Source organism: Streptococcus mitis (assembly GCF_005144795.1).
GTDB lineage: Bacteria > Bacillota > Bacilli > Lactobacillales > Streptococcaceae > Streptococcus > Streptococcus mitis_BB.
The window spans coordinates 54,527-74,520 of the sequence record NZ_SWFJ01000010.1 but is presented as its reverse complement, the minus strand read 5'-3'; the positions used below and the strand labels follow the sequence as shown (position 1 = coordinate 74,520).

The following is a 19,994-nucleotide window of genomic DNA, read 5'->3' as shown; positions in this document are numbered from 1 at the left end:
CATGACCATCACAGGTATTATCGCCGAGTTCAATCCTTTTCATAATGGCCACAAATATCTGCTAGAGCAGGCTGAGGGACTAAAAATCGTGGCTATGTCTGGGAATTTCATGCAGCGTGGAGAGCCTGCGATCGTGGACAAGTGGACACGGGCTCAGATGGCTCTGGAAAATGGAGCGGATCTGGTAGTAGAATTGCCCTTTTTAGTCAGTGTTCAGGCTGCGGATTTCTTTGGTCAAGGTGCTGTGGATATCTTGGCGCGCTTGAGGATTGATACTCTAGCTTTTGGGACAGAGGAAGTTCTGGATTATCAAAAAATTGCTGGCTTATACACAGATCAAGGTGCTGAGATGGAGAAATTTGTGGAAAATCTGCCTGATTCCCTCTCTTATCCCCAGAAAACCCAAGCTATGTGGAAGGAATTTGCAGGTCTTGATTTTTCAGGTAATACACCCAATCATGTCCTTGCTCTTGCTTATGCCAAGGCGGTTGCGGGACGCAACATCAAACTCCATCCGATTCAGCGTCAGGGGGCGGGTTTCCATTCTGTGGACAAGGATGTGGACTTTGCCTCTGCGACAGCCCTGCGTCAGAATCAGTCAGATCAAAATTTCTTAGAACGCTTTATGCCTTCTGTTGCCCTCTTTGAGCAGACCAGTAAGGTGAGCTGGGAAGACTATTTTCCCTTGCTCCGCTATCAAATCTTGTCAAATCTTGACCTTACCACCATCTATCAGGTCAATCAAGAAATGGCTGTGCGCATTAAAGAGGCTATTAAAACAGCCAAGTCTGTGGAAGGCTTGGTTGAGGTGGTTGCCACCAAGCGTTATACCAAGGCGCGTGTTAGACGTCTCTTGACCTATATCTTGGTGCAGGCTAGAGAAAATGACTTACCAGAAGCCATTCATGTCCTTGGTTTTACCGAAAAAGGCAGACAGCATCTTAAATCTCTGAAAGGACAGGTTAATCTAGTCAGCCGAATTGGCAAAGAACCCTGGGATGCTATGACCCAAAAGGCAGATAGAATTTACCAACTAGGAAATCCAAGTATAGCAGAACAGAATTTCGGCAGAGTACTGATTAGAATAGAAACAAACTAAGTCTACTGAAAGGTAGGCTTTTTGAGATTTTTTACGAATAAATAGATAGAAAAGAAAATCTTGTACAAGTTCCTGACAGTTTCTTTCTTTTCGTGTATAATAGTGGAAAAGAGGTAAAACGAGGTATGGTTATGGAAGCAGTTCTTTACTCAACATTCCGAAATCATTTAAAAGACTACATGAAGAAGGTAAATGATGAATTTGAGCCTTTGACGGTGGTCAATAAAAATCCAGACGAGGACATTGTAGTACTTTCAAAGAGTGAGTGGGATAGTATTCAGGAAACCCTGAGAATTGCTCAAAATAAGGAACTTTCTGATAAGGTTTTGCGGGGAATGGCTCAAGTCCGTGCTGGAAGTACTCAGGTCCATGTTATTGAGGAGTGAGAAATGCTGCTCAAGTTTACAGAAGATGCCTGGGCTGATTATTGCTACTGGCAAAATCAGGATAAGAAAACCCTAAAACGAATCAACAAACTAATCAAGGATATTCAACGCGATCCATTTACAGGAATTGGTAAGCCAGAACCACTCAAGTATGACTACCAAGGAGCCTGGTCACGTCGTATCGACGCAGAAAATCGCTTGATTTATATGATGGATGGAGATAGCGTGGCTTTCTTGTCCTTTAAAGATCATTACTAAGTCTACTGCGAAGTAGGCTTTTTATTTTTTAAATTTTTATTAGTAAGTTTAAGATAAAGTTTTTTGGAAAATGACAGAAGCCCTAGTACAAAAGACAAAAACTCAGTAAAGAAATTTAGTATATGAACTTCGATCTTTACCCTTGAATACGCTTTATAACTCGTATTTTGTGGTATAATGAAGAGAATTGTTAATAATAAAAACAGGGGAAGTAAATGTCTAATTTCAAAGAAAAATTACCACTATTCCAAGCAAATGATATCCAAATCTCTAATGATGTCAATACGGTTTGGTCTATCGCTAACACTCTTAGAGGAGCTTATCGAGCAGATAAGTATCGCGATGTTATTATTCCAATGTTTGTCCTGACTCGTTTAGAAGCTGCCTTGCTGCCAACCAAGGATCAGGTGGTAGCACAATACAAAGCAAATCCCAATACACCTGAGAAAGTGTTGGAGAAACTTTCAGGCTATCGTTACTACAATGTTAGTCCTTTTACGTTGGAAAATCTTCAAAATGATCCAAATGCAATCGAGGAGAATTTTCTAGCCTATCTGGATGGCTATTCTTGTCGTGTCAAGGACATCATTGAAAACCTAAAATTTAAAGAGCAAGTCCGTACCCTGGCCCAGAGTGGTCGCCTTTTCACGGTTATTAAAAAGTTCTCTCAAATTGATTTGTCTCCAAGTTCAGTCGACTCTATGCGTATGGGATACATGTTTGAGGATATCATCCGCCGATTTTCTGAAAATGAGGAAGCGGGGTCTCACTATACCCCTCGTGAAGTTATTGCTCTGATGGTCAACCTCCTCTTGATTGAGGCAGACGAAGAACTTTTTGTTGATAAAAAAGAGTTGAAAATACTAGACATGGCGGCTGGAACTGGGGGAATGCTGGCTACAGCTAAAAGCTATATCCGTCAGTTGAATACAGGAGCCACTGTCCGACTCTTTGGTCAGGAAGTTTTGCCTGAAACCTTTGGGATTGGTCGTGCAGATATGCTAATTCGTCAGGAAGACTCTGACTATTTCGTGAAGGTGGATACCTTAAAAGATTCAGATCCTTTCCCAGATACTAAAATGAGCTTTGTCATCGCTAACCCTCCCTTCGGTCAAGCTTGGGGTGGTAAGGATGCGGATGATGGGGTTGAGGATGCAGTTAAGAAAGATCATCAACTCTTTGACAAAACAGAAGGTCGTCAAGGTCGTTTTGTCGCGACTCCAGGAACTGGAGATGCTCAACTACTCTTTCATCTTCATGCTCTTGCAAAATTAGAAGAAAATGGCCGTGCAGCCATCATTTCAAATGGGTCTCCCCTCTTTTCAGGTGGGACATCATCGGGAGAAAGTCAGATTCGCCGTTATATCCTTGAGAATGATTTGCTGGAAGCTATAGTCGCCCTTCCAGGTCAATTTTTCTATAACACAGGAATTGGGATTTATATCTGGATTTATAATAAAAACAAGTCTCCTGAGCGCCAGAATAAGGTTCAGTTTATCGATGCGACGGAGGAGTTTATTCCTCTACGTAAATCTTTAGGTCAAAAACGCCGTGAGTTGTCCGAAGATAATATCCGTCAGATCCTTCGCTGGTACGATGATTTTCAAGAAAATGACCATGTAAAAATCTTTGACAATCAAGAGTTTCTCTATCGAGAGTTTACAGTTATGCAACCTCTGCAACGTCGTGGCCAGATAAGCGAAGAAACAATTGAGAAAGCGAAAAGCGTTCCTTTCCTAGCTAAACTATTTGATGAATACAAGTACCAAGAATTGCTAGAGATGGAACCACGTTCAGCCAAGGATGAGAAAAAATTACAGGACTTTGTAGCTGGCAAGACCAAGCAAGAAGCTATCCTGACAGCTTTTGCTAAGGGAAGTTCTGACAAGACCTATCCTGACTTTGAGAACTTTGTCCAAGTCATCAAGGACTTGCTGGGAGAGTTTAATCTTACGTCTGCTAATATCAATGCGCTAGCCTTAGCTATGAGTGAAATGGACAAGACAGCAGAGGTTATCCGAACCAAGAAGAAAGACAAGGCAAATGAGATTGCCGATGGGATTGTCTATGATAAGACAACCAAGGACAGTGAAATCGTTAAGCTGACAGAGGATGTGGAAACCTACTTTGCGCGTGAGGTCTATCCCCATGTACCTGATGCCCATTACTGGTTTGATGGGAAAAAGGGCTATGGAGCTGAGATTCCTTTTACTCGCTATTTCTATCACTACCAAGCACCAGAAAATGCAGAAAAGCTCTTGGCAGAGTTTTATGAACTGGAAGCAGAACTACAGACTCTCTTGGAGGAACTAAAACATGACTAGGATGAAAGAGAGTGGTATCGACTGGATTGGACAGATACCAGAAGAGTGGGAAGTTGATTTCGTTAATCATATTTTTGAAGAACACAAGCAAAAAAATAAAGGTAATAAAGAAAAAAATCTATTATCGCTAAGTTACGGTCATATTATCCGAAAATCTATAGATACTTCTTTTGGACTTTTACCAGAATCATTTGATACTTATAATATTATTCAAAGAGGAGATATTGTTTTACGTCTGACTGACTTACAAAATGATAAAAGAAGTCTTCGTGTTGGACTTACAAGAGAAAATGGTATTATAACTTCAGCTTATTTAACATTACGCTTAAAAAATATATGTTGTAGTGATAGCTATATGTATTATCTATTACACACGTATGATATTTGTAAAGTTTTTTATAACTTTGGTGGTGGAGTTAGACAAGGTGGAACTTGGTCAGATATTTATAAAATGGAGTTATTAATTCCCCCAAAAAATGAACAACAAAAAATTTCTGATTTCCTTGATAAGAAAACAGCACAGTTGGATAAGGTCAAAGCCCTATTGGAAGAGCAGATTCAAAAACTTAAAGACTACCGCGCCAGCTTGATTTATGAGACCGTCACAAAAGGATTGGATACAACAGTCCCTATGAAGGATTCAGGTATCGACTGGATTGGACAGATACCAGAAGAGTGGGAAGTAAGTAAATTAGAACAGTATGTAGATATATTTGGAAGAATAGGTTTTAGAGGATACACTACAAATGATATTGTTAACGAAGGGGAAGGAGCTATTTCATATAGTCCCTCAAATATAATTGACTATAGTGTGATAGATAATAATAATACTTATATTTCGTGGAGTAAGTATGATGAGTCTCCGGAAATCCAAATTAAAACTGGTGATGTCTTGTATGTAAAGACAGGATCTAGTTATGGAAAAGCTGGAATTGTCAATAAGCTTTCAAATAAAGCAACGATAAATCCTCAATTGGTAGTTCTAAAACCTAAAAAAAATACAGATTCACGCCTAATTAATTATTTTTTGAACAGTTCTGTGGGAAAGGATCAAAGTGAGTTAATAGTCGGAGGGAGTACAATTCCAACTATTACACAAGAAAGTATAAAAAAAATGATATTCCCCAAAATGTCTTTCGAAGAACAACAAAAAATTGCTGATTTTCTAGATAAGAAAACTATTCAAATTGATAAATTAATTCAAATCAAGAACCAACAAATTGAAAATATTAATAAACAACGACAAACTCTTATTTATGATTATGTAACAGGGAAGAGGAGGGTATAAATGCTTGTGGAACGTGAATTCAAGTGTCTTTTTTATAAAGCTGTTTCTAAAACAAATGCAGTATCAAAGATTAATGCATTTTTTGCAGGTCTTAATCCAGCAGTATCATTGGTTACGGAATCCATTGGAAATCTATCATATTATTTACGCAATGATATTCGTAAAACAGATACGTATATAGTATTTACTATTGCAAAGGTTAATTTGGAACAAGATATTCAAATTGATGATATTCAGACTCAAAATAGAGATATTGTGGAAAAAGAAGATACCGAAGGAATAGCTAATGATGCTCAATTTTTGTATGATTTTAAAAATAGCATTTTGCTTCAGAAAAGAGGGAAATCGCAAACTACAATAGAAGAATTAAGAAAATTTATAGCTTTAAAGGTCGGAATTGATTATAAAGAATTTGAATTTGTTATCATAAAGGATAAGGATGCCACTAAAAATCTAGATAAGATGCGACATGTTCATGATGTTGTTTTTTCAATCGCTATTCCAGAAAATTTATCATTATTCTCAGAACAAGTAAAAGATATTAATAGTGGTGTTGAATTTGCTAAGGAAATGTCAGCAAAAAGTATGGAATTGAGAATTAAGGGGACTGATTTAAATAAAAATAGACTGAGACGTGCAATAGACGAATTTTGTTCTTATAAAGATAATCAAAATGTAAAGATAAGAACTATGTCTGTCTATGGTGATTCTGAGATAATAGATTTAGTAAATCATAAGTTGAACTATTATGAAAAATATTACATAGAAGATATTGATAATGATATTATTTACGATAAACTGGAAAAAGCATACAAAGAGAAGGAAGGATATTTAGTTGCTTTCAAAGATTAGAAAATACAAGGGATATTTATTTTTAATAATCTCTTTAATAGTATCTTTCTACGCTTTTCATTCCCAACTTCAATTATGTGTTATCCATAATTATGTTGAATTCGTATCATCTATCCAAAATGTTTTGATTTTTATATCAGGTGTATTAGTTGCTGCATTTGGAATAACATCATTTTTTGCAACAAATCGATTTATAAAAAAATTAAAAAGTCTTAATGTAGATTTATTGATAATAGAAAGACTATTTGATCTATCGTTATTATCCTTTATATTAACAATTTTTCCTTCTTTTTTTCTTGCTCAAGAACCAAGTAGCACTAATGATATTTTACGTGTAACTCTTTCTATATTTATTGGATTATTAATGTTTTTTGTATTATCGCTATGTGATTTAATAAAGGCGTTTAGAAAAATATTGAAAATTACTATAGATTCTGAGAAAGAAAGAAGAAAGATGACGGAAAATGATGATATTTAAGCATAAGGAAGATAAAAATTTTAGTTAGTATTAGAAAGTGAGAAACTATGGCAAATTTGGGCTTGAAGGAGCGCTATGATTTCCAGCAGTGGATTATCAAAGATTTGAGAGATAAGAATGACTATATTCAGCGGGACGCTACTTGCTACGATCCTAGATTAGCCATGGATGTGGAACTCCTATGGGATTTTCTGATGGAGACTCAAGAAGAGACCATGGACTATCTCCTTAAAAAACTTAGTAAGGAGATGATCATCACTCTTATCAATAAGGAAATCGTCAAGGGTGGCTTTTTATTCGCCTTAAAAGAGGGTGTCTTTATTGAAAACAAGCAACTTCGTCTTCTCTATCGTAAACCTGCGACTAGTTTTAATGAAAAGGCTGTTCAACAATACCAAGCCAACTGTCTATCTATTATGGAAGAAGTGGTTTACGAGGAGAGCGACCGCATTGACCTTGTTATCTTTATCAATGGATTAGCACTATTTGCTATAGAACTTAAGTTTAATCCCAGTGGTCAGTCTGTTCAGGATGCCATCAAGCAGCTCAAGGGACGCAATCCTAAGAATCGTCTTTTCCGTTTTGAACAGGGAGTCTTGGCTTCCTTTGCAGTGGATACCCTAGAAGTCTATATGACGACGCAATTGAAAGGACAAGAAACATACTTTCTACCTTTTAATGTGGGGAAAGGGGAAGGTATTGAGATGGGAAGTGGCAACCCTCACAACCCTGATGGTGCCGATACAGACTACTTGTGGCTTGATGTCTTGACCAAGGATAGTATTCTCCAGTTAATAGAGAGTTTTATCTTTTTTGAGATGGATAAGCATAAAAAGAAGACCCTGATTTTCCCGAGATACCATCAGCGAAGAGCAGTTAGCCGTCTCCTAGAGGACATGAAAGTCAACCATACAGACAGTAATTATCTGATTCAGCACTCAGCTGGTTCAGGTAAAACCAATACCATAGCATGGTTGGCTCATAGTTTAGTTTCTCTTCATGATGATCAGAATCAAAACATCGTGGATACTGTATTAATCGTAACAGACCGTATCGTAGTTGACCGTCAGTTACAAGAAGCGGTCAAGGAAATCTCCCACAAGCATGGTGTAGTTAAGGTAATGGGAGATAAAGAAACCTCCAGTGACTTAGCGGATGCGATTGCAGGAAATACAAAAATCATAGCTACGACTATTCATAAGTTTGCCCAGATCAACCAATCCAACTGGATGTCTGTAGGGAACACTGCGAAAAAGAAATTTGCCATCCTGATTGATGAAGCTCACAGTTCAACGACAGGATCCTATATGAGTTCGGTTAGTCAAGTCTTGACAGAAACAGATACAGAAGATGGAACTATAGATGAGATTCAAGAAGTAAGTGTTGCGGATGCTATCGAGCAGGAGATTGCTCGGACAGGTAAGCAGGACAATGTCTCAATCATTGCCTTTACCGCAACTCCAAAGGCGACAACTCTACAGCTATTTGGTACAACACAAGCAGATGGTTCTAAAGCTCCTTTTGATGTTTATAGTATGAAGCAAGCTATTGAGGAAGGTTTTATTCTAGATGTTTTAGATAACTATACGACTTATAAGACCTATTACAAGCTCAATAAAGCAGTCGAAGAAGATCCTGAGCTAAAAACGACTCTTGCTAAGCGTAAGATTGCAAAGTTTGTAGAATTATCTGATGAAAATATCAATCAAAAGGTTGAAATTATCATGGATCACTTTATCAGTCATGATATTATGGCTGAATTGGGTGGTCAAGGTAAGGCTATGATTGTGACTTCGGGCCGTGAGGCAGCAGTTAAGTATCAATTGGCCTTTCAAAAGTACTTCAAAGACCACAGTATTACTAGTATTGGAACCCTGATCGCCTTTTCTGGCAAGGTTGATTATCAAGGTAGTGAATATACTGAGTCGCAAATGAACCAGGTCAAGGAAGATTATTTGAAAGATCATTTTGATACGGAGGACTACCAAATCCTGATTGTGGCAAATAAGTATCAGACAGGGTTTGACCAACCAAAACTGGTTGCTATGTATGTAGATAAAAAGTTGCGAAGTGTTGCTGCGGTGCAAACATTGTCTCGTTTGAATCGTATCTATAGAGGCTACAATAAGAAGACCTTTATCCTTGATTTTAAAAATACTTATGACGATATTCGCTCAGCTTTTTCTCCGTACTACCGTGAGACTATTTTAGCAGATACAGTCACACCTAGTGATGTCTTGACCTTGGATCGGAAAATTGATGAGTATGGTATCTTGGACAGTGATGTTGTTCATGAGTTTAATCAATTCTTATACCAAGAAAAGAGAAACAGCAGAGAAAAACAAAAGATGGTTTCTCTGTTAAATCAAGGTTATGATAGAGTTAGACGGTTTGATGAGAAAGAACAACTTTCTATTCGAAAGGTTATTCGAGGTTTTCTTAGAATGTATACTTTCTTGATTCAGGCAACTGCTTATCAAAATGAAGTTCTACACGAACGTTATAATTATCTGCAAAGCCTTGTCAAGATGATTGATGTTCGCATTGGAGGAGATGATTTTACAATAGCAGATAAGATCGTAGTGGACTATATGAAACATAAGCAAACAGGTTCCTTCAGGTCAGTTTCTGAATTGGAATATCATCCAGAGTTAATACTTACCAAGCCAAATACTGGAGGTGTTACGACTGACCAGGAGAAGCGTTTATCTGAAATCTTAGATGAAATTAACGAACAGTTGGATTTGGATATTGATCACCAAGTCGGTCTAAGTGGAGCGGTATCCATTCGTGAATTGATGAAAAAGAATCCAAGACTAAAGCAATCTGCTCGTGTCAACTCCAGAGAAGACTTCGTTTTTGCTTTTGAAGAAGAGATTGACAATGCTCTTATAGAAGGATACTCTCAGAGTCAAGATTTATTTGGTGCTCTATTAAATAATGATTCTTTCAAGAAGAGATTAGCAGATATATTTATTGATGATGTATTCAAAAGTTTGAAGGGATCCGAAGAAGTGTAATCTTAAAATTCACGCTAATTTCCCCAAAACATATTCTATTTTAGGTTTGTGAAAATCACTTTTTTATGGTAGAATGTAAAAGAATGTATGTCATTCGGAATAACAATAAAATGAGGTAAAAACATGGAAATCATGTCGATTGCGATTGCTGTTTTTGCCGTCATCATTGGTTTAGTCATTGGATATGTCAGCATCTCAGCTAAGATGAAATCATCTCAGGAAGCTGCGGAGTTGATGCTTTTAAATGCTGAACAAGAAGCAACTAATTTACGTGGACAAGCTGAGCGTGAAGCGGATTTATTGGTTAATGAAGCCAAGCGAGAAAGCAAGTCTCTTAAAAAAGAAGCACTATTGGAGGCCAAAGAAGAAGCCAGAAAATACCGTGAAGAAGTGGACGCTGAATTCAAATCAGAACGTCAAGAACTCAAACAAATCGAAAGTCGTTTGACCGAGAGAGCTACTAGCCTTGACCGTAAAGACGACAATTTGACGAGTAAAGAACAAACACTTGAACAAAAAGAACAAAGTATTTCTGATAGAGCGAAAAACCTTGATGCGCGTGAAGAGCAATTAGAGGAAGTCGAAAGACAAAAAGAAGCAGAACTAGAGCGTATTGGTGCTCTGTCTCAGGCAGAAGCACGAGATATTATCTTGGCACAGACAGAAGAAAACTTGACTAAGGAGATTGCCAGCCGCATTCGTGAAGCTGAGCAAGAGGTCAAAGAACGTTCTGACAAAATGGCCAAGGACATCCTGGTTCAAGCTATGCAACGTATCGCTGGTGAATATGTAGCAGAGTCAACAAACTCAACAGTTCATCTGCCAGATGATACTATGAAGGGACGCATTATTGGTCGTGAAGGTCGTAACATTCGTACCTTTGAAAGTTTGACAGGGGTTGATGTCATTATCGACGATACACCAGAAGTGGTGACCTTGTCAGGATTTGACCCGATTCGTCGTGAGATTGCCCGTATGACTATGGAAATGTTGCTCAAGGATGGTCGTATCCACCCAGCTCGTATCGAAGAGTTGGTTGAGAAAAACCGTCAAGAGATTGACAATAAGATCCGTGAATACGGTGAGGCAGCAGCCTATGAGATTGGTGCGCCAAACCTTCATCCTGACTTGATGAAAATCATGGGTCGCTTGCAGTTCCGTACTTCATATGGACAAAATGTCTTACGTCATTCGATTGAGGTTGCTAAGTTGGCTGGTATCATGGCGAGCGAACTTGGTGAAAATGCGGCTCTTGCCCGTCGTGCTGGATTCCTTCATGACATCGGAAAAGCCATTGACCGCGAGGTTGAAGGAAGCCACGTTGAAATCGGTATGGAATTGGCACGTAAGTACAAGGAACATCCAGTTGTGGTCAATACGATTGCTAGTCACCACGGCGATGTCGAAGCCGAAAGTGTCATTGCAGTGATTGTCGCTGCAGCAGATGCCTTGAGCGCAGCTCGTCCAGGTGCTCGTAGTGAGTCTCTTGAAAGCTACATCAAGCGTCTCCATGATTTGGAAGAAATTGCTAACGGCTTTGAAGGGGTACAAAATAGCTTTGCCCTTCAAGCAGGACGTGAAATCCGCATCATGGTCAATCCAGGACAAATCAAGGACGACAAAGTCACAATCTTGGCTCACAAAGTTCGTGAGAAAATTGAAAACAATCTCGATTACCCAGGAAATATCAAGGTAACCGTGATTCGCGAGCTTCGTGCAGTAGATTATGCTAAATAAATAAGAAAGAGCAGTTGAAAAATTACTGCTTTTTTGTTACACTAGATAGAAAGACTGTAGAAGGATAGTTTGCGCAAATTGCTACTATCTGAAGGGAAATCTTATTTTATTTTTACAGACTGACTAAAAGGAGACACAATGGCAGACCGAGGCTTACTAATCGTTTTTTCTGGTCCTTCAGGGGTTGGAAAAGGAACGGTTAGAAGAGAGATTTTTGAGAGTTCTGAAAACCAATTTCAATACTCTGTATCGATGACGACACGCGCACAACGTCCTGGAGAAGTGGACGGTGTTGACTATTTCTTCCGCACTCGTGAAGAGTTTGAAGAGCTGATTCGTCAAGGACAGATGTTGGAATATGCAGAATATGTCGGCAACTACTATGGAACGCCTCTGACCTATGTCAATGAAACCTTGGACAAGGGAATCGATGTTTTCCTTGAAATTGAAGTTCAGGGCGCTCTTCAGGTTAAGAAAAAGGTTCCAGATGCTGTCTTTATCTTCCTGACACCACCAGATTTAGATGAATTACAAGATCGTTTGGTAGGTCGTGGAACAGACAGTGCAGAAGTGATTGCCCAAAGAATCGAAAAAGCCAAGGAAGAAATTGCCCTCATGCGTGAGTATGATTATGCGATTGTCAACGATCAGGTGCCCCTAGCTGCTGAGCGTGTCAAACGTGTGATCGAAGCAGAGCACTTCCGTGTGGATCGTGTCATTGGTCACTATCAGGAGATGTTACCAAAATCTCCAACTGCCCGATAAAATTTAGAAAATAGGTACAAGCAAATGATGTTAAAACCCTCTATTGATACCTTGCTTGACAAGGTTCCATCAAAATATTCACTCGTAATCTTGGAAGCAAAACGTGCCCACGAATTGGAAGCAGGTGCGCCAGCAACTCAAGGTTTCAAATCTGAAAAATCAACTCTTCGCGCTTTAGAAGAAATCGAATCAGGAAACGTTACAATTCACCCAGATCCAGAAGGAAAACGTGAAGCAGTGCGTCGCCGTATCGAAGAAGAAAAACGCCGTAAAGAAGAAGAAGAAAAGAAAATCAAAGAGCAGATCGCTAAAGAAAAAGAAGATGGTGAAAAAATTTAAGGTTGGGGGGACTCAATCTTATTTTTTCTATTGCAAGAATGTACTGCCAAGGAGGAGGTGAGAAGATGGCCATAGCCAAGATTATTGTAGATGTGCCCTTGATGCAGACGGACCAGCCCTATAGTTATAGGATTCCTGAGGAATTTGAGGGAATGCTAGAAGTTGGGATGCGGGTTCATGTGCCTTTTGGTAAGGGCAATCGCCTGATTCAAGGGATTGTGCTTGGTTTGGAGTCCCAACCAGATGAAGAAGAGGTTAATCAAGATTTAAAAGATATTGCGGAGGTTCTGGATTTTTCTCCTGTTCTCACGCAAGAACAACTCTGGTTGGCTGAGGAGTTACGCAAGTCTGTCTTCTCCTATAAGATCTCTATCCTAAAGGCTATGTTACCAGGATTTCTGAACTCCAGCTATGACAAGATTCTCTATCCTCTGGCAGGCCTAAGTCAGGAAGACCGAGAGCGCTTGTTTGGTTCAGAAGATTCGCTAGCCTTTTCTTCTCTAGATTTAGCTAAGCAAGCTGAAATGATGCGTTTGACTAGAAAAGGCTTGCTTGGTCTAGAATATCAGGCGATTGATCAAAAGAAGGTCAAGACCCAGTCTTGGTATGAGGTGAATCTGGCTCAATTAGAAGATGTAGAGATTTCTACACGTGCTAAGAAAAAGTTGGAACTGAGAGACTATTTGCTTTCTCATCCTGAGAGTGCTTCCTTGGCTAGTTTGTTAGAGTCCTACTCACGGGAGCAAGTCAACTTCTTTGTGGAACAAGGTGCTGTTACTATAGTTCAAAAGGAAGTTCAACGCTCGGCTGCTTATTTTGAAGGGATTGAGGCAAGTCGACCTTTGGAATTGAATCCAGAGCAAAGACAGGCGCGTGATGCGGTTGTGAGTGCGATTGGCAGTCATCAGCCTCCCTTCCTCCTTCAAGGGATTACAGGAAGTGGGAAGACCGAGGTTTACTTGCAGATTATTCAAGGAGCCTTGGACAAGGGCAAGACAGCCATTTTGCTGGTGCCTGAGATTTCCTTGACTCCTCAGATGACGGAGCGTTTTATTGCACGTTTTGGTGAGAAAGTGGCCATACTTCACTCAGGCTTGTCTAATGGTGAAAAGTATGATGAATGGCGCAAGGTGGAGCGTGGAGACGCTCAAGTTGTTGTGGGTGCCAGATCTGCCATCTTTGCTCCGCTGAAAAATCTGGGTGTCATGATTATTGATGAAGAGCATGAAGCGACTTATAAGCAGGACAGCAATCCTCGTTACCATGCCAGAGAAGTAGCCATTTTACGGGCTCAGTACAATCAAGCTGCCCTGGTACTTGGTTCAGCAACTCCTAGTCTGGAAAGCCGTGCTCGGGCTGGCAAAGGCGTTTATCAACATTTACGTCTGACCCAACGCGCCAATCCTTTATCTAGGATCCCTGAGGTTCAAGTGATTGATTTTCGGGACTATATCGGACAGAATGAGACGTCAAACTTTACGCCACCTTTGCTAGAAGCGATTCAAGACCGTCTGGTTAAAAAAGAGCAGGTGGTTCTCATGCTCAATCGCCGTGGTTATTCTAGCTTTGTCATGTGTCGGGAGTGTGGGACCGTGGATACTTGTCCCAACTGTGATATTTCCTTGACCTTGCACATGGATACCAAGACCATGAACTGCCATTATTGTGGTTTTTCTAAGGACATTCCTCAGGTCTGTCCTAACTGTAAGAGCCACAGTATTCGTTACTATGGAACAGGGACTCAAAAGGCTTATGACGAGCTAGCAGAACTCTTTCCCCAGGCTCGCATTCTGCGCATGGATGTGGATACGACTCGTAAGAAAGGTAGTCACCAAGCTCTGCTTGATCAGTTTGGTCGAGGAGAAGCAGATATTTTACTAGGTACTCAGATGATTGCCAAGGGATTGGATTTTCCAAATGTGACTTTAGTCGGAGTTCTAAATGCGGATACAGCCTTGAATCTGCCTGATTTCCGTTCTTCTGAAAGAACCTTCCAGATTTTGACTCAGGTGGCAGGCCGAGCAGGTCGGGCTGAAAAAGCTGGTCAGGTCTTGATTCAGTCTTACAATCCGCAGCACTATGCTATTCGATTTGCCAAGGATCAGAACTACGAAGGCTTTTACGCTTATGAAATGGGAATCAGACGACAACTTGGCTATCCACCTTACTATTTCACCATTGGCATTACCCTTTCTCATAAGAAAGAAGAAGAGGTTGTCAAACGTGCCTATGAAGTCATGAACATTTTGCGGTCAGGCTTGTCAGATACAAGTAACATTCTCGGGCCAACGCCAAAACCTATTGCTCGTACCCACAACCTCTATCATTACCAGATTTTAATTAAATACCGTTTAGAAGATGAGCTGGGGCCGACTCTAAATCAGGTTCTGGCCTTGACTCAAGAACGGGAAAATAGTGAGCTCCGTCTCAGCATTGACCATGAGCCGCAGCAATTTTTATAAGAAGGAGAAGATATGACAAAACTAATCTTTATGGGGACACCCGACTTTTCAGCAACAGTTTTAAAAGGGCTTTTGACAGATGACCGTTACGAAATTCTAGCCGTTGTGACCCAGCCAGACCGTGCTGTCGGCCGTAAAAAAGTGATCCAAGAAACCCCGGTCAAGCAGGCTGCCAAGGAAGCAGGCCTTCCTATTTATCAGCCTGAAAAATTATATGGAAGCCCAGAGATGGAAGCGATTATGAAGCTAGGAGCGGATGGAATTGTGACTGCTGCTTTTGGGCAGTTTCTCCCAAGTAAACTCCTTGATAGCATGGATTTTGCGGTCAACGTTCATGCCTCTCTTCTTCCTAAACACCGTGGTGGTGCGCCTATCCATTATGCCTTGATTCAAGGTGATGAGGAAGCTGGTGTGACCATTATGGAGATGGTTAAGGAAATGGATGCAGGAGACATGATTTCTCGTCGTAGTATTCCTATCACAGATGAGGACAATGTCGGCACCTTGTTTGAGAAATTAGCTCTCGTTGGTCGTGATTTGCTTTTGGACACTTTGCCTGCCTACATTGCTGGTGACATCAAACCTGAACCGCAGGACCCAAGCCAGGTTACCTTCTCGCCAAATATCAAGCCAGAAGAAGAAAAACTAGATTGGACTAAAAGCAATCGTCAACTCTTTAACCAAATCCGTGGAATGAATCCGTGGCCTGTTGCCCATACTTTCCTTAAGGGCGACCGCTTTAAGATTTATGAAGCACTACTAGTGGAAGGTAAGGGAAGTCCAGGTGAGATTCTCTCTATCGGCAAGAAAGAATTGATTGTCGCAACGGCAGAAGGGGCTCTATCCCTCAAACAAGTGCAGCCAGCTGGTAAACCTAAGATGGACATTGCTTCCTTCCTCAACGGAGTTGGACGTACATTGACTGTAGGAGAACGATTTGGTGACTAAAGTAGAAACGGCTAGACGTTTAGCTCTAGCAGTATTAGAGGATGTTTTTATCAATCAAGCATACTCAAATATCGCCTTAAATAAGCATCTCAAGGGGAGTCAACTTTCGGCAGCAGACAAGGGCTTGGTGACCGAGCTGGTCTATGGAACGGTAGCACGTAAACTGACTCTGGAATGGTACCTATCCCACTTTATCGAAGACAGAGACCAATTAGACAGCTGGATCTATGTCCTTCTTCTCATGAGCGCCTACCAGCTCCGCTATTTGGACAAGATTCCAGACCATGCTGTGGTTAATGAAGCAGTAGAATTGGCCAAAGTCCGTAAAAAGGGCAGTGAAAAATTGGTCAACGCCGTCCTTCGCCGTATCCTGCGTGAAGGCTGGCCAGATATTGCTAGCATCAAGCGAAAAAACAAGCGTGATTCCATTGCCTATTCTCTCCCAGTTTGGCTAGTTTCCAAGCTCAAGGAAGAATACGGAGAAGAGCGAGCGCAAGCTATTTTTGAAAGTCTCTTGGTGCGTAACAAAGCTAGCATTCGTGTAACAGATCTAAGACGAAAAGAGGAAATCCAAGTCTTGTTGGAGGCTAGTGATTCATCCTTGTCTCCTTCTGGTCTGGTTAAGGAGCAGGGGCATTTTGCAGGCCATGATTTGTTTGCAGATGGAACCATTACCATCCAAGACGAGTCCAGTCAGCTGGTTGCTCCCACTCTTGATTTACAAGGTAATGAGCAGGTCCTAGATGCCTGTGCGGCTCCGGGTGGGAAAACAGCCCATATAGCTTCTTATCTCACGACAGGTCAGGTTACTGCTCTGGACTTGTATGACCATAAGTTGGACTTAATCCAAGAAAATGCCCAACGTTTAGGAGTTGCAGATCGGGTTCAAACGCAAAAATTAGATGCCAGAAAGGTGCATGAGTTTTTTGGTCAGGATTCATTTGATAAGATTTTGGTGGATGCTCCCTGTTCAGGAATTGGTCTTCTGCGCCGCAAACCAGACATCAAATACAATAAAGAAACGGCAGATTTCGCGTCCTTGCAGGAAATTCAGCTAGAAATATTAGGTAGTGTTTGTCAAACACTAGGCAAAGGTGGTATAATGACTTATAGTACCTGTACTATCGTCTCAGAAGAGAACTTTCAAGTCGTACAGGCATTTTTAGAAAGTCATCCTGAATTTGAGCAGGTGAAACTAGAACATGAATGTAAGGATATCATGAAAGATGGCTGTATCCTCATCACTCCTGAATTGTATGGAAGTGATGGATTCTTCATCAGTCAATTTCGCAAGATATCGGATTAGGAAGGAACTAACACATGGAAATTTCATTATTAACAGATGTTGGTCAGAAACGAACAAATAACCAAGACTATGTCAACCATTTTATTAATCGCGCAGGACGTCCAATGATTATCCTAGCTGATGGGATGGGAGGTCATCGCGCAGGGAATATCGCTAGTGAGATGGCAGTAACAGACCTAGGTGTAGCCTGGGTTGATACACAAATTGATACAGTCAATGAAGTTCGTGAGTGGTTTGCTCACTATCTAGAAATTGAAAATCAAAAGATTAACCAATTGGGACAAGATGAAGCTTATAAAGGAATGGGAACAACCCTTGAGGCTGTTGCTATTATTGACAATCAGGCTATTTATGCCCACATTGGAGATTCTCGTATCGGTTTAATTCGTGGAGAAGAATACCACCAGTTAACGAGCGACCATTCCTTGGTCAATGAATTGCTCAAGGCTGGTCAATTGACACCTGAAGAAGCAGCTAGCCACCCACAGAAAAATATTATTACTCAATCTATCGGTCAAAAAGACGAAATTCAGCCTGATTTCGGAATGATCACCCTCGAGCCAGGAGACTATCTCTTACTTAATAGTGACGGCTTGACAAATATGATTTCAGGAAGTGAAATCTATGATATCGTAACCAGCGATATTTCTTTGGCAGATAAGGCAGCAACCTTGATTCGTTTTGCAAACAATGCAGGTGGGTTAGACAACATTACGGTTGCCCTTGTTTCTATGAACGAGGAGGATGCAAAATGATCCAAATCGGCAAGATTTTTGCCGGGCGGTATCGAATTATCAAACAGATTGGTCGAGGGGGCATGGCAGATGTTTACTTGGCCAAGGATTTGATTCTAGACGGGGAAGAAGTGGCAGTGAAGGTCCTGAGGACCAACTACCAGACAGATCCGATTGCTGTGGCGCGTTTCCAGCGGGAAGCGAGAGCCATGGCGGATTTGGACCATCCTCATATCGTTCGGATTACAGATATCGGTGAAGAAGAGGGACAACAGTACCTAGCTATGGAGTACGTAGCAGGACTTGACCTCAAACGCTATATCAAGGAACATCACCCTCTTTCAAATGAAGAAGCGATTCGAATCATGGGACAAATCCTCTTGGCTATGCGCTTAGCCCATACTCGAGGGATTGTTCACAGAGATTTAAAACCGCAAAATATCCTTTTGACTCCAGATGGGACTGCCAAGGTTACAGACTTTGGGATTGCAGTAGCCTTTGCTGAGACGAGTCTGACTCAAACTAACTCAATGCTGGGTTCGGTTCATTATTTATCGCCAGAGCAGGCGCGTGGTTCTAAAGCAACTGTGCAGAGTGATATCTATGCCATGGGGATTATTTTCTATGAGATGTTGACAGGCCATATCCCTTACGATGGGGATAGTGCGGTGACCATCGCCCTCCAGCATTTCCAGAAACCACTGCCGTCGGTTATAGCTGAAAATCCATCTGTGCCTCAGGCTTTAGAGAATGTTGTTATCAAGGCAACTGCCAAGAAATTAACAGACCGCTACAAATCAGTTGCTGAGATGTATGTGGATTTGTCTAGCAGTTTATCTTACAATCGTCGTAATGAACCAAAGTTGGTCTTTGACGATGCGACTAAGGCGGATACCAAAACTTTGCCAAAGGTTCCTCAAAGTACTCTGACTTCTATTCCTAAAGCTCCGGTGCAAGGAGAACCTCTTCAAGTAAAAAAAGCGACTCCGCAGGTCGAAGAGCAAGAGCCTACGCCAAAACTAAAGAAAAAGCGGAAATTTAAAGCTCGATATTTGATTATTTTGGCAAGTGTTCTATTAGTAGCTGCTTCTTTAATCTGGATTTTCTCTAGAACACCGGCAACAATTTCCATTCCGAATGTGGCTGGGCAAACTGTTGCTGAAGCTAAAGAGGCTCTTAAAAAAGCTAATTTCGAAGCAGGTGAAGAAAAATCAGAAGCTAGTGATACAGTAGCAGAAGGACGTGTCATTCGAACAGATCCTGAAGCGGGTAGTAGTCGAAAAGAGGGGACAAAGGTCAATTTGATTGTTTCTTCTGGTAAGCAATCTTTCCAATTGAGTAATTATGTCGGTCGGAAATATACTGATGTTGTAGCTGAACTTAAGGATAAGAAGGTTCCTGAAAATCTCATTAAGATGGAAGAGGAAGAATCCAGCGAAAGTGAACCAGGAACGGTTCTAAGACAAACACCAGCAGCAGGAACTACGTATGACTTATCAAAGGCTAGTACGATTGTTTTAACAGTTGCTAAAAAGGTAACTAGTGTAACCATGCCGGGTTATATCGGTTCAAGTCTTGAATTCACTAAAAATAACTTGATTCAAATTGTTGGGGTGAAAGAGGCTAATATTGAAGTTGTTGAAGTGTCAACTGCTCCTGAAGGAACAGCAGAAGGAAAGGTTGTGGATCAGACTCCAAAAGCGGGTGAAAAAATTGATCTAGCCAGCACACGTATTAAAATTTCGATTTATAAACCCAAAACACCACCATCAAGTTCCTCTTCAACGCCAGTTCAACGTGGTAACCAAGGTTCCACCACTACTCCAAATCAAGGTAATCAACAAGGTGGCCAGCAAGGTAATCAACAAGGAACGGTTCCTACACCAAGTCAACCAAGTAGTGAAGGAAACCATGAAACTCCTTGATAATAAGCCGATCTTTGTCATGATATTATGACAAAGATTTTTTTAAATTGAATTTTTGTGATAGAATAGAGAA

The 19,994-nt window shown here is 40.7% G+C and carries 16 protein-coding genes; all 16 read left to right on the top strand.

All coding sequences use genetic code 11. From position 1 onward, the window contains the following. Position 1 precedes the first annotated feature (1 nt). The 16 genes from FBF73_RS07985 to pknB all read left to right on the top strand — a co-directional run bounded on the left by FBF73_RS07985 (position 2) and on the right by pknB (position 19,921). Positions 2–1,099, top strand: a complete 1,098-nt coding sequence (locus FBF73_RS07985; RefSeq protein WP_136937469.1) for a nucleotidyltransferase — start codon at positions 2–4, stop codon at positions 1,097–1,099. Positions 1,100–1,230: 131 nt separating this feature from the next. Then, positions 1,231–1,485: a type II toxin-antitoxin system Phd/YefM family antitoxin gene (locus tag FBF73_RS07980; RefSeq protein ID WP_000388572.1), complete on the top strand. Its 255-nt coding sequence runs from the start codon at positions 1,231–1,233 to the stop codon at positions 1,483–1,485. 3 nt (positions 1,486–1,488) lie between these two features. Next, entirely contained in the window at positions 1,489–1,743 is a 255-nt protein-coding gene (locus FBF73_RS07975) for a Txe/YoeB family addiction module toxin (RefSeq protein WP_000924721.1), read from the top strand. 215 nt (positions 1,744–1,958) lie between these two features. Then, a complete protein-coding gene (locus tag FBF73_RS07970) occupies positions 1,959–4,067 on the top strand; it encodes an N-6 DNA methylase (protein WP_136937468.1) in 2,109 nt (702 codons plus the stop codon). After that, the gene (locus tag FBF73_RS07965) at positions 4,060–5,355 is read left to right on the top strand and encodes a restriction endonuclease subunit S (protein WP_136937467.1); all 1,296 of its coding nucleotides are present in this window, start codon (positions 4,060–4,062) and stop codon (positions 5,353–5,355) included. Before FBF73_RS07970 ends, FBF73_RS07965 begins: the two co-directional genes overlap by 8 nt. Further along, positions 5,356–6,207 (top strand): DUF6731 family protein, encoded by an 852-nt coding sequence (locus FBF73_RS07960; RefSeq protein WP_124787866.1) that lies wholly within the window; start codon positions 5,356–5,358, stop codon positions 6,205–6,207. Beyond that, entirely contained in the window at positions 6,191–6,685 is a 495-nt protein-coding gene (locus FBF73_RS07955) for a hypothetical protein (protein ID WP_124787867.1), read from the top strand. The genes FBF73_RS07960 and FBF73_RS07955 overlap by 17 nt, the downstream gene beginning before the upstream one ends. A gap of 47 nt (positions 6,686–6,732) precedes the next feature. After that, the gene (locus FBF73_RS07950) at positions 6,733–9,705 is read left to right on the top strand and encodes a type I restriction endonuclease subunit R (RefSeq protein ID WP_136937466.1); all 2,973 of its coding nucleotides are present in this window, start codon (positions 6,733–6,735) and stop codon (positions 9,703–9,705) included. A gap of 123 nt (positions 9,706–9,828) precedes the next feature. Next, the gene (locus FBF73_RS07945; protein WP_136937465.1) at positions 9,829–11,442 is read left to right on the top strand and encodes a ribonuclease Y; all 1,614 of its coding nucleotides are present in this window, start codon (positions 9,829–9,831) and stop codon (positions 11,440–11,442) included. 138 nt (positions 11,443–11,580) lie between these two features. Then, entirely contained in the window at positions 11,581–12,207 is a 627-nt protein-coding gene (gmk, locus tag FBF73_RS07940) for a guanylate kinase (protein ID WP_136937464.1), read from the top strand. A 24-nt stretch (positions 12,208–12,231) separates the two neighbouring features. After that, a complete protein-coding gene (gene rpoZ, locus FBF73_RS07935; protein ID WP_000979235.1) occupies positions 12,232–12,546 on the top strand; it encodes a DNA-directed RNA polymerase subunit omega in 315 nt (104 codons plus the stop codon). A 65-nt stretch (positions 12,547–12,611) separates the two neighbouring features. Continuing rightward, positions 12,612–15,008 (top strand): primosomal protein N', encoded by a 2,397-nt coding sequence (locus FBF73_RS07930; RefSeq protein WP_136937463.1) that lies wholly within the window; start codon positions 12,612–12,614, stop codon positions 15,006–15,008. Between the two features lie 12 nt (positions 15,009–15,020). Next, positions 15,021–15,956: a methionyl-tRNA formyltransferase gene (gene fmt, locus FBF73_RS07925; protein WP_136937462.1), complete on the top strand. Its 936-nt coding sequence runs from the start codon at positions 15,021–15,023 to the stop codon at positions 15,954–15,956. Further along, entirely contained in the window at positions 15,949–17,262 is a 1,314-nt protein-coding gene (gene rsmB, locus FBF73_RS07920) for a 16S rRNA (cytosine(967)-C(5))-methyltransferase RsmB (RefSeq protein ID WP_169435200.1), read from the top strand. The genes fmt and rsmB overlap by 8 nt, the downstream gene beginning before the upstream one ends. A gap of 14 nt (positions 17,263–17,276) precedes the next feature. Beyond that, positions 17,277–18,017, top strand: coding sequence for a Stp1/IreP family PP2C-type Ser/Thr phosphatase (locus tag FBF73_RS07915; RefSeq protein ID WP_124787873.1), 741 nt, complete (start codon positions 17,277–17,279; stop codon positions 18,015–18,017). Beyond that, positions 18,014–19,921: a Stk1 family PASTA domain-containing Ser/Thr kinase gene (pknB, locus tag FBF73_RS07910; RefSeq protein WP_136937460.1), complete on the top strand. Its 1,908-nt coding sequence runs from the start codon at positions 18,014–18,016 to the stop codon at positions 19,919–19,921. The genes FBF73_RS07915 and pknB overlap by 4 nt, the downstream gene beginning before the upstream one ends. Positions 19,922–19,994: the final 73 nt, after the last annotated feature.

What these genes read in the sequence shown, in the direction of transcription:
- FBF73_RS07980 (WP_000388572.1), top strand. Translation starts at nt 1,231, where the DNA reads ATGGAAGCAGTTCTTTACTCAACATTCCGAAATCATTTAAAAGACTAC.
- FBF73_RS07915 (WP_124787873.1), top strand. Translation starts at nt 17,277, where the DNA reads ATGGAAATTTCATTATTAACAGATGTTGGTCAGAAACGAACAAATAAC.
- FBF73_RS07970 (WP_136937468.1), top strand. Translation starts at nt 1,959, where the DNA reads ATGTCTAATTTCAAAGAAAAATTACCACTATTCCAAGCAAATGATATC.
- FBF73_RS07930 (WP_136937463.1), top strand. Translation starts at nt 12,612, where the DNA reads ATGGCCATAGCCAAGATTATTGTAGATGTGCCCTTGATGCAGACGGAC.
- FBF73_RS07960 (WP_124787866.1), top strand. Translation starts at nt 5,356, where the DNA reads ATGCTTGTGGAACGTGAATTCAAGTGTCTTTTTTATAAAGCTGTTTCT.
- FBF73_RS07945 (WP_136937465.1), top strand. Translation starts at nt 9,829, where the DNA reads ATGGAAATCATGTCGATTGCGATTGCTGTTTTTGCCGTCATCATTGGT.
- FBF73_RS07975 (WP_000924721.1), top strand. Translation starts at nt 1,489, where the DNA reads ATGCTGCTCAAGTTTACAGAAGATGCCTGGGCTGATTATTGCTACTGG.
- rpoZ (WP_000979235.1), top strand. Translation starts at nt 12,232, where the DNA reads ATGATGTTAAAACCCTCTATTGATACCTTGCTTGACAAGGTTCCATCA.
- pknB (WP_136937460.1), top strand. Translation starts at nt 18,014, where the DNA reads ATGATCCAAATCGGCAAGATTTTTGCCGGGCGGTATCGAATTATCAAA.
- FBF73_RS07950 (WP_136937466.1), top strand. Translation starts at nt 6,733, where the DNA reads ATGGCAAATTTGGGCTTGAAGGAGCGCTATGATTTCCAGCAGTGGATT.
- fmt (WP_136937462.1), top strand. Translation starts at nt 15,021, where the DNA reads ATGACAAAACTAATCTTTATGGGGACACCCGACTTTTCAGCAACAGTT.
- gmk (WP_136937464.1), top strand. Translation starts at nt 11,581, where the DNA reads ATGGCAGACCGAGGCTTACTAATCGTTTTTTCTGGTCCTTCAGGGGTT.
- FBF73_RS07965 (WP_136937467.1), top strand. Translation starts at nt 4,060, where the DNA reads ATGACTAGGATGAAAGAGAGTGGTATCGACTGGATTGGACAGATACCA.
- FBF73_RS07985 (WP_136937469.1), top strand. Translation starts at nt 2, where the DNA reads ATGACCATCACAGGTATTATCGCCGAGTTCAATCCTTTTCATAATGGC.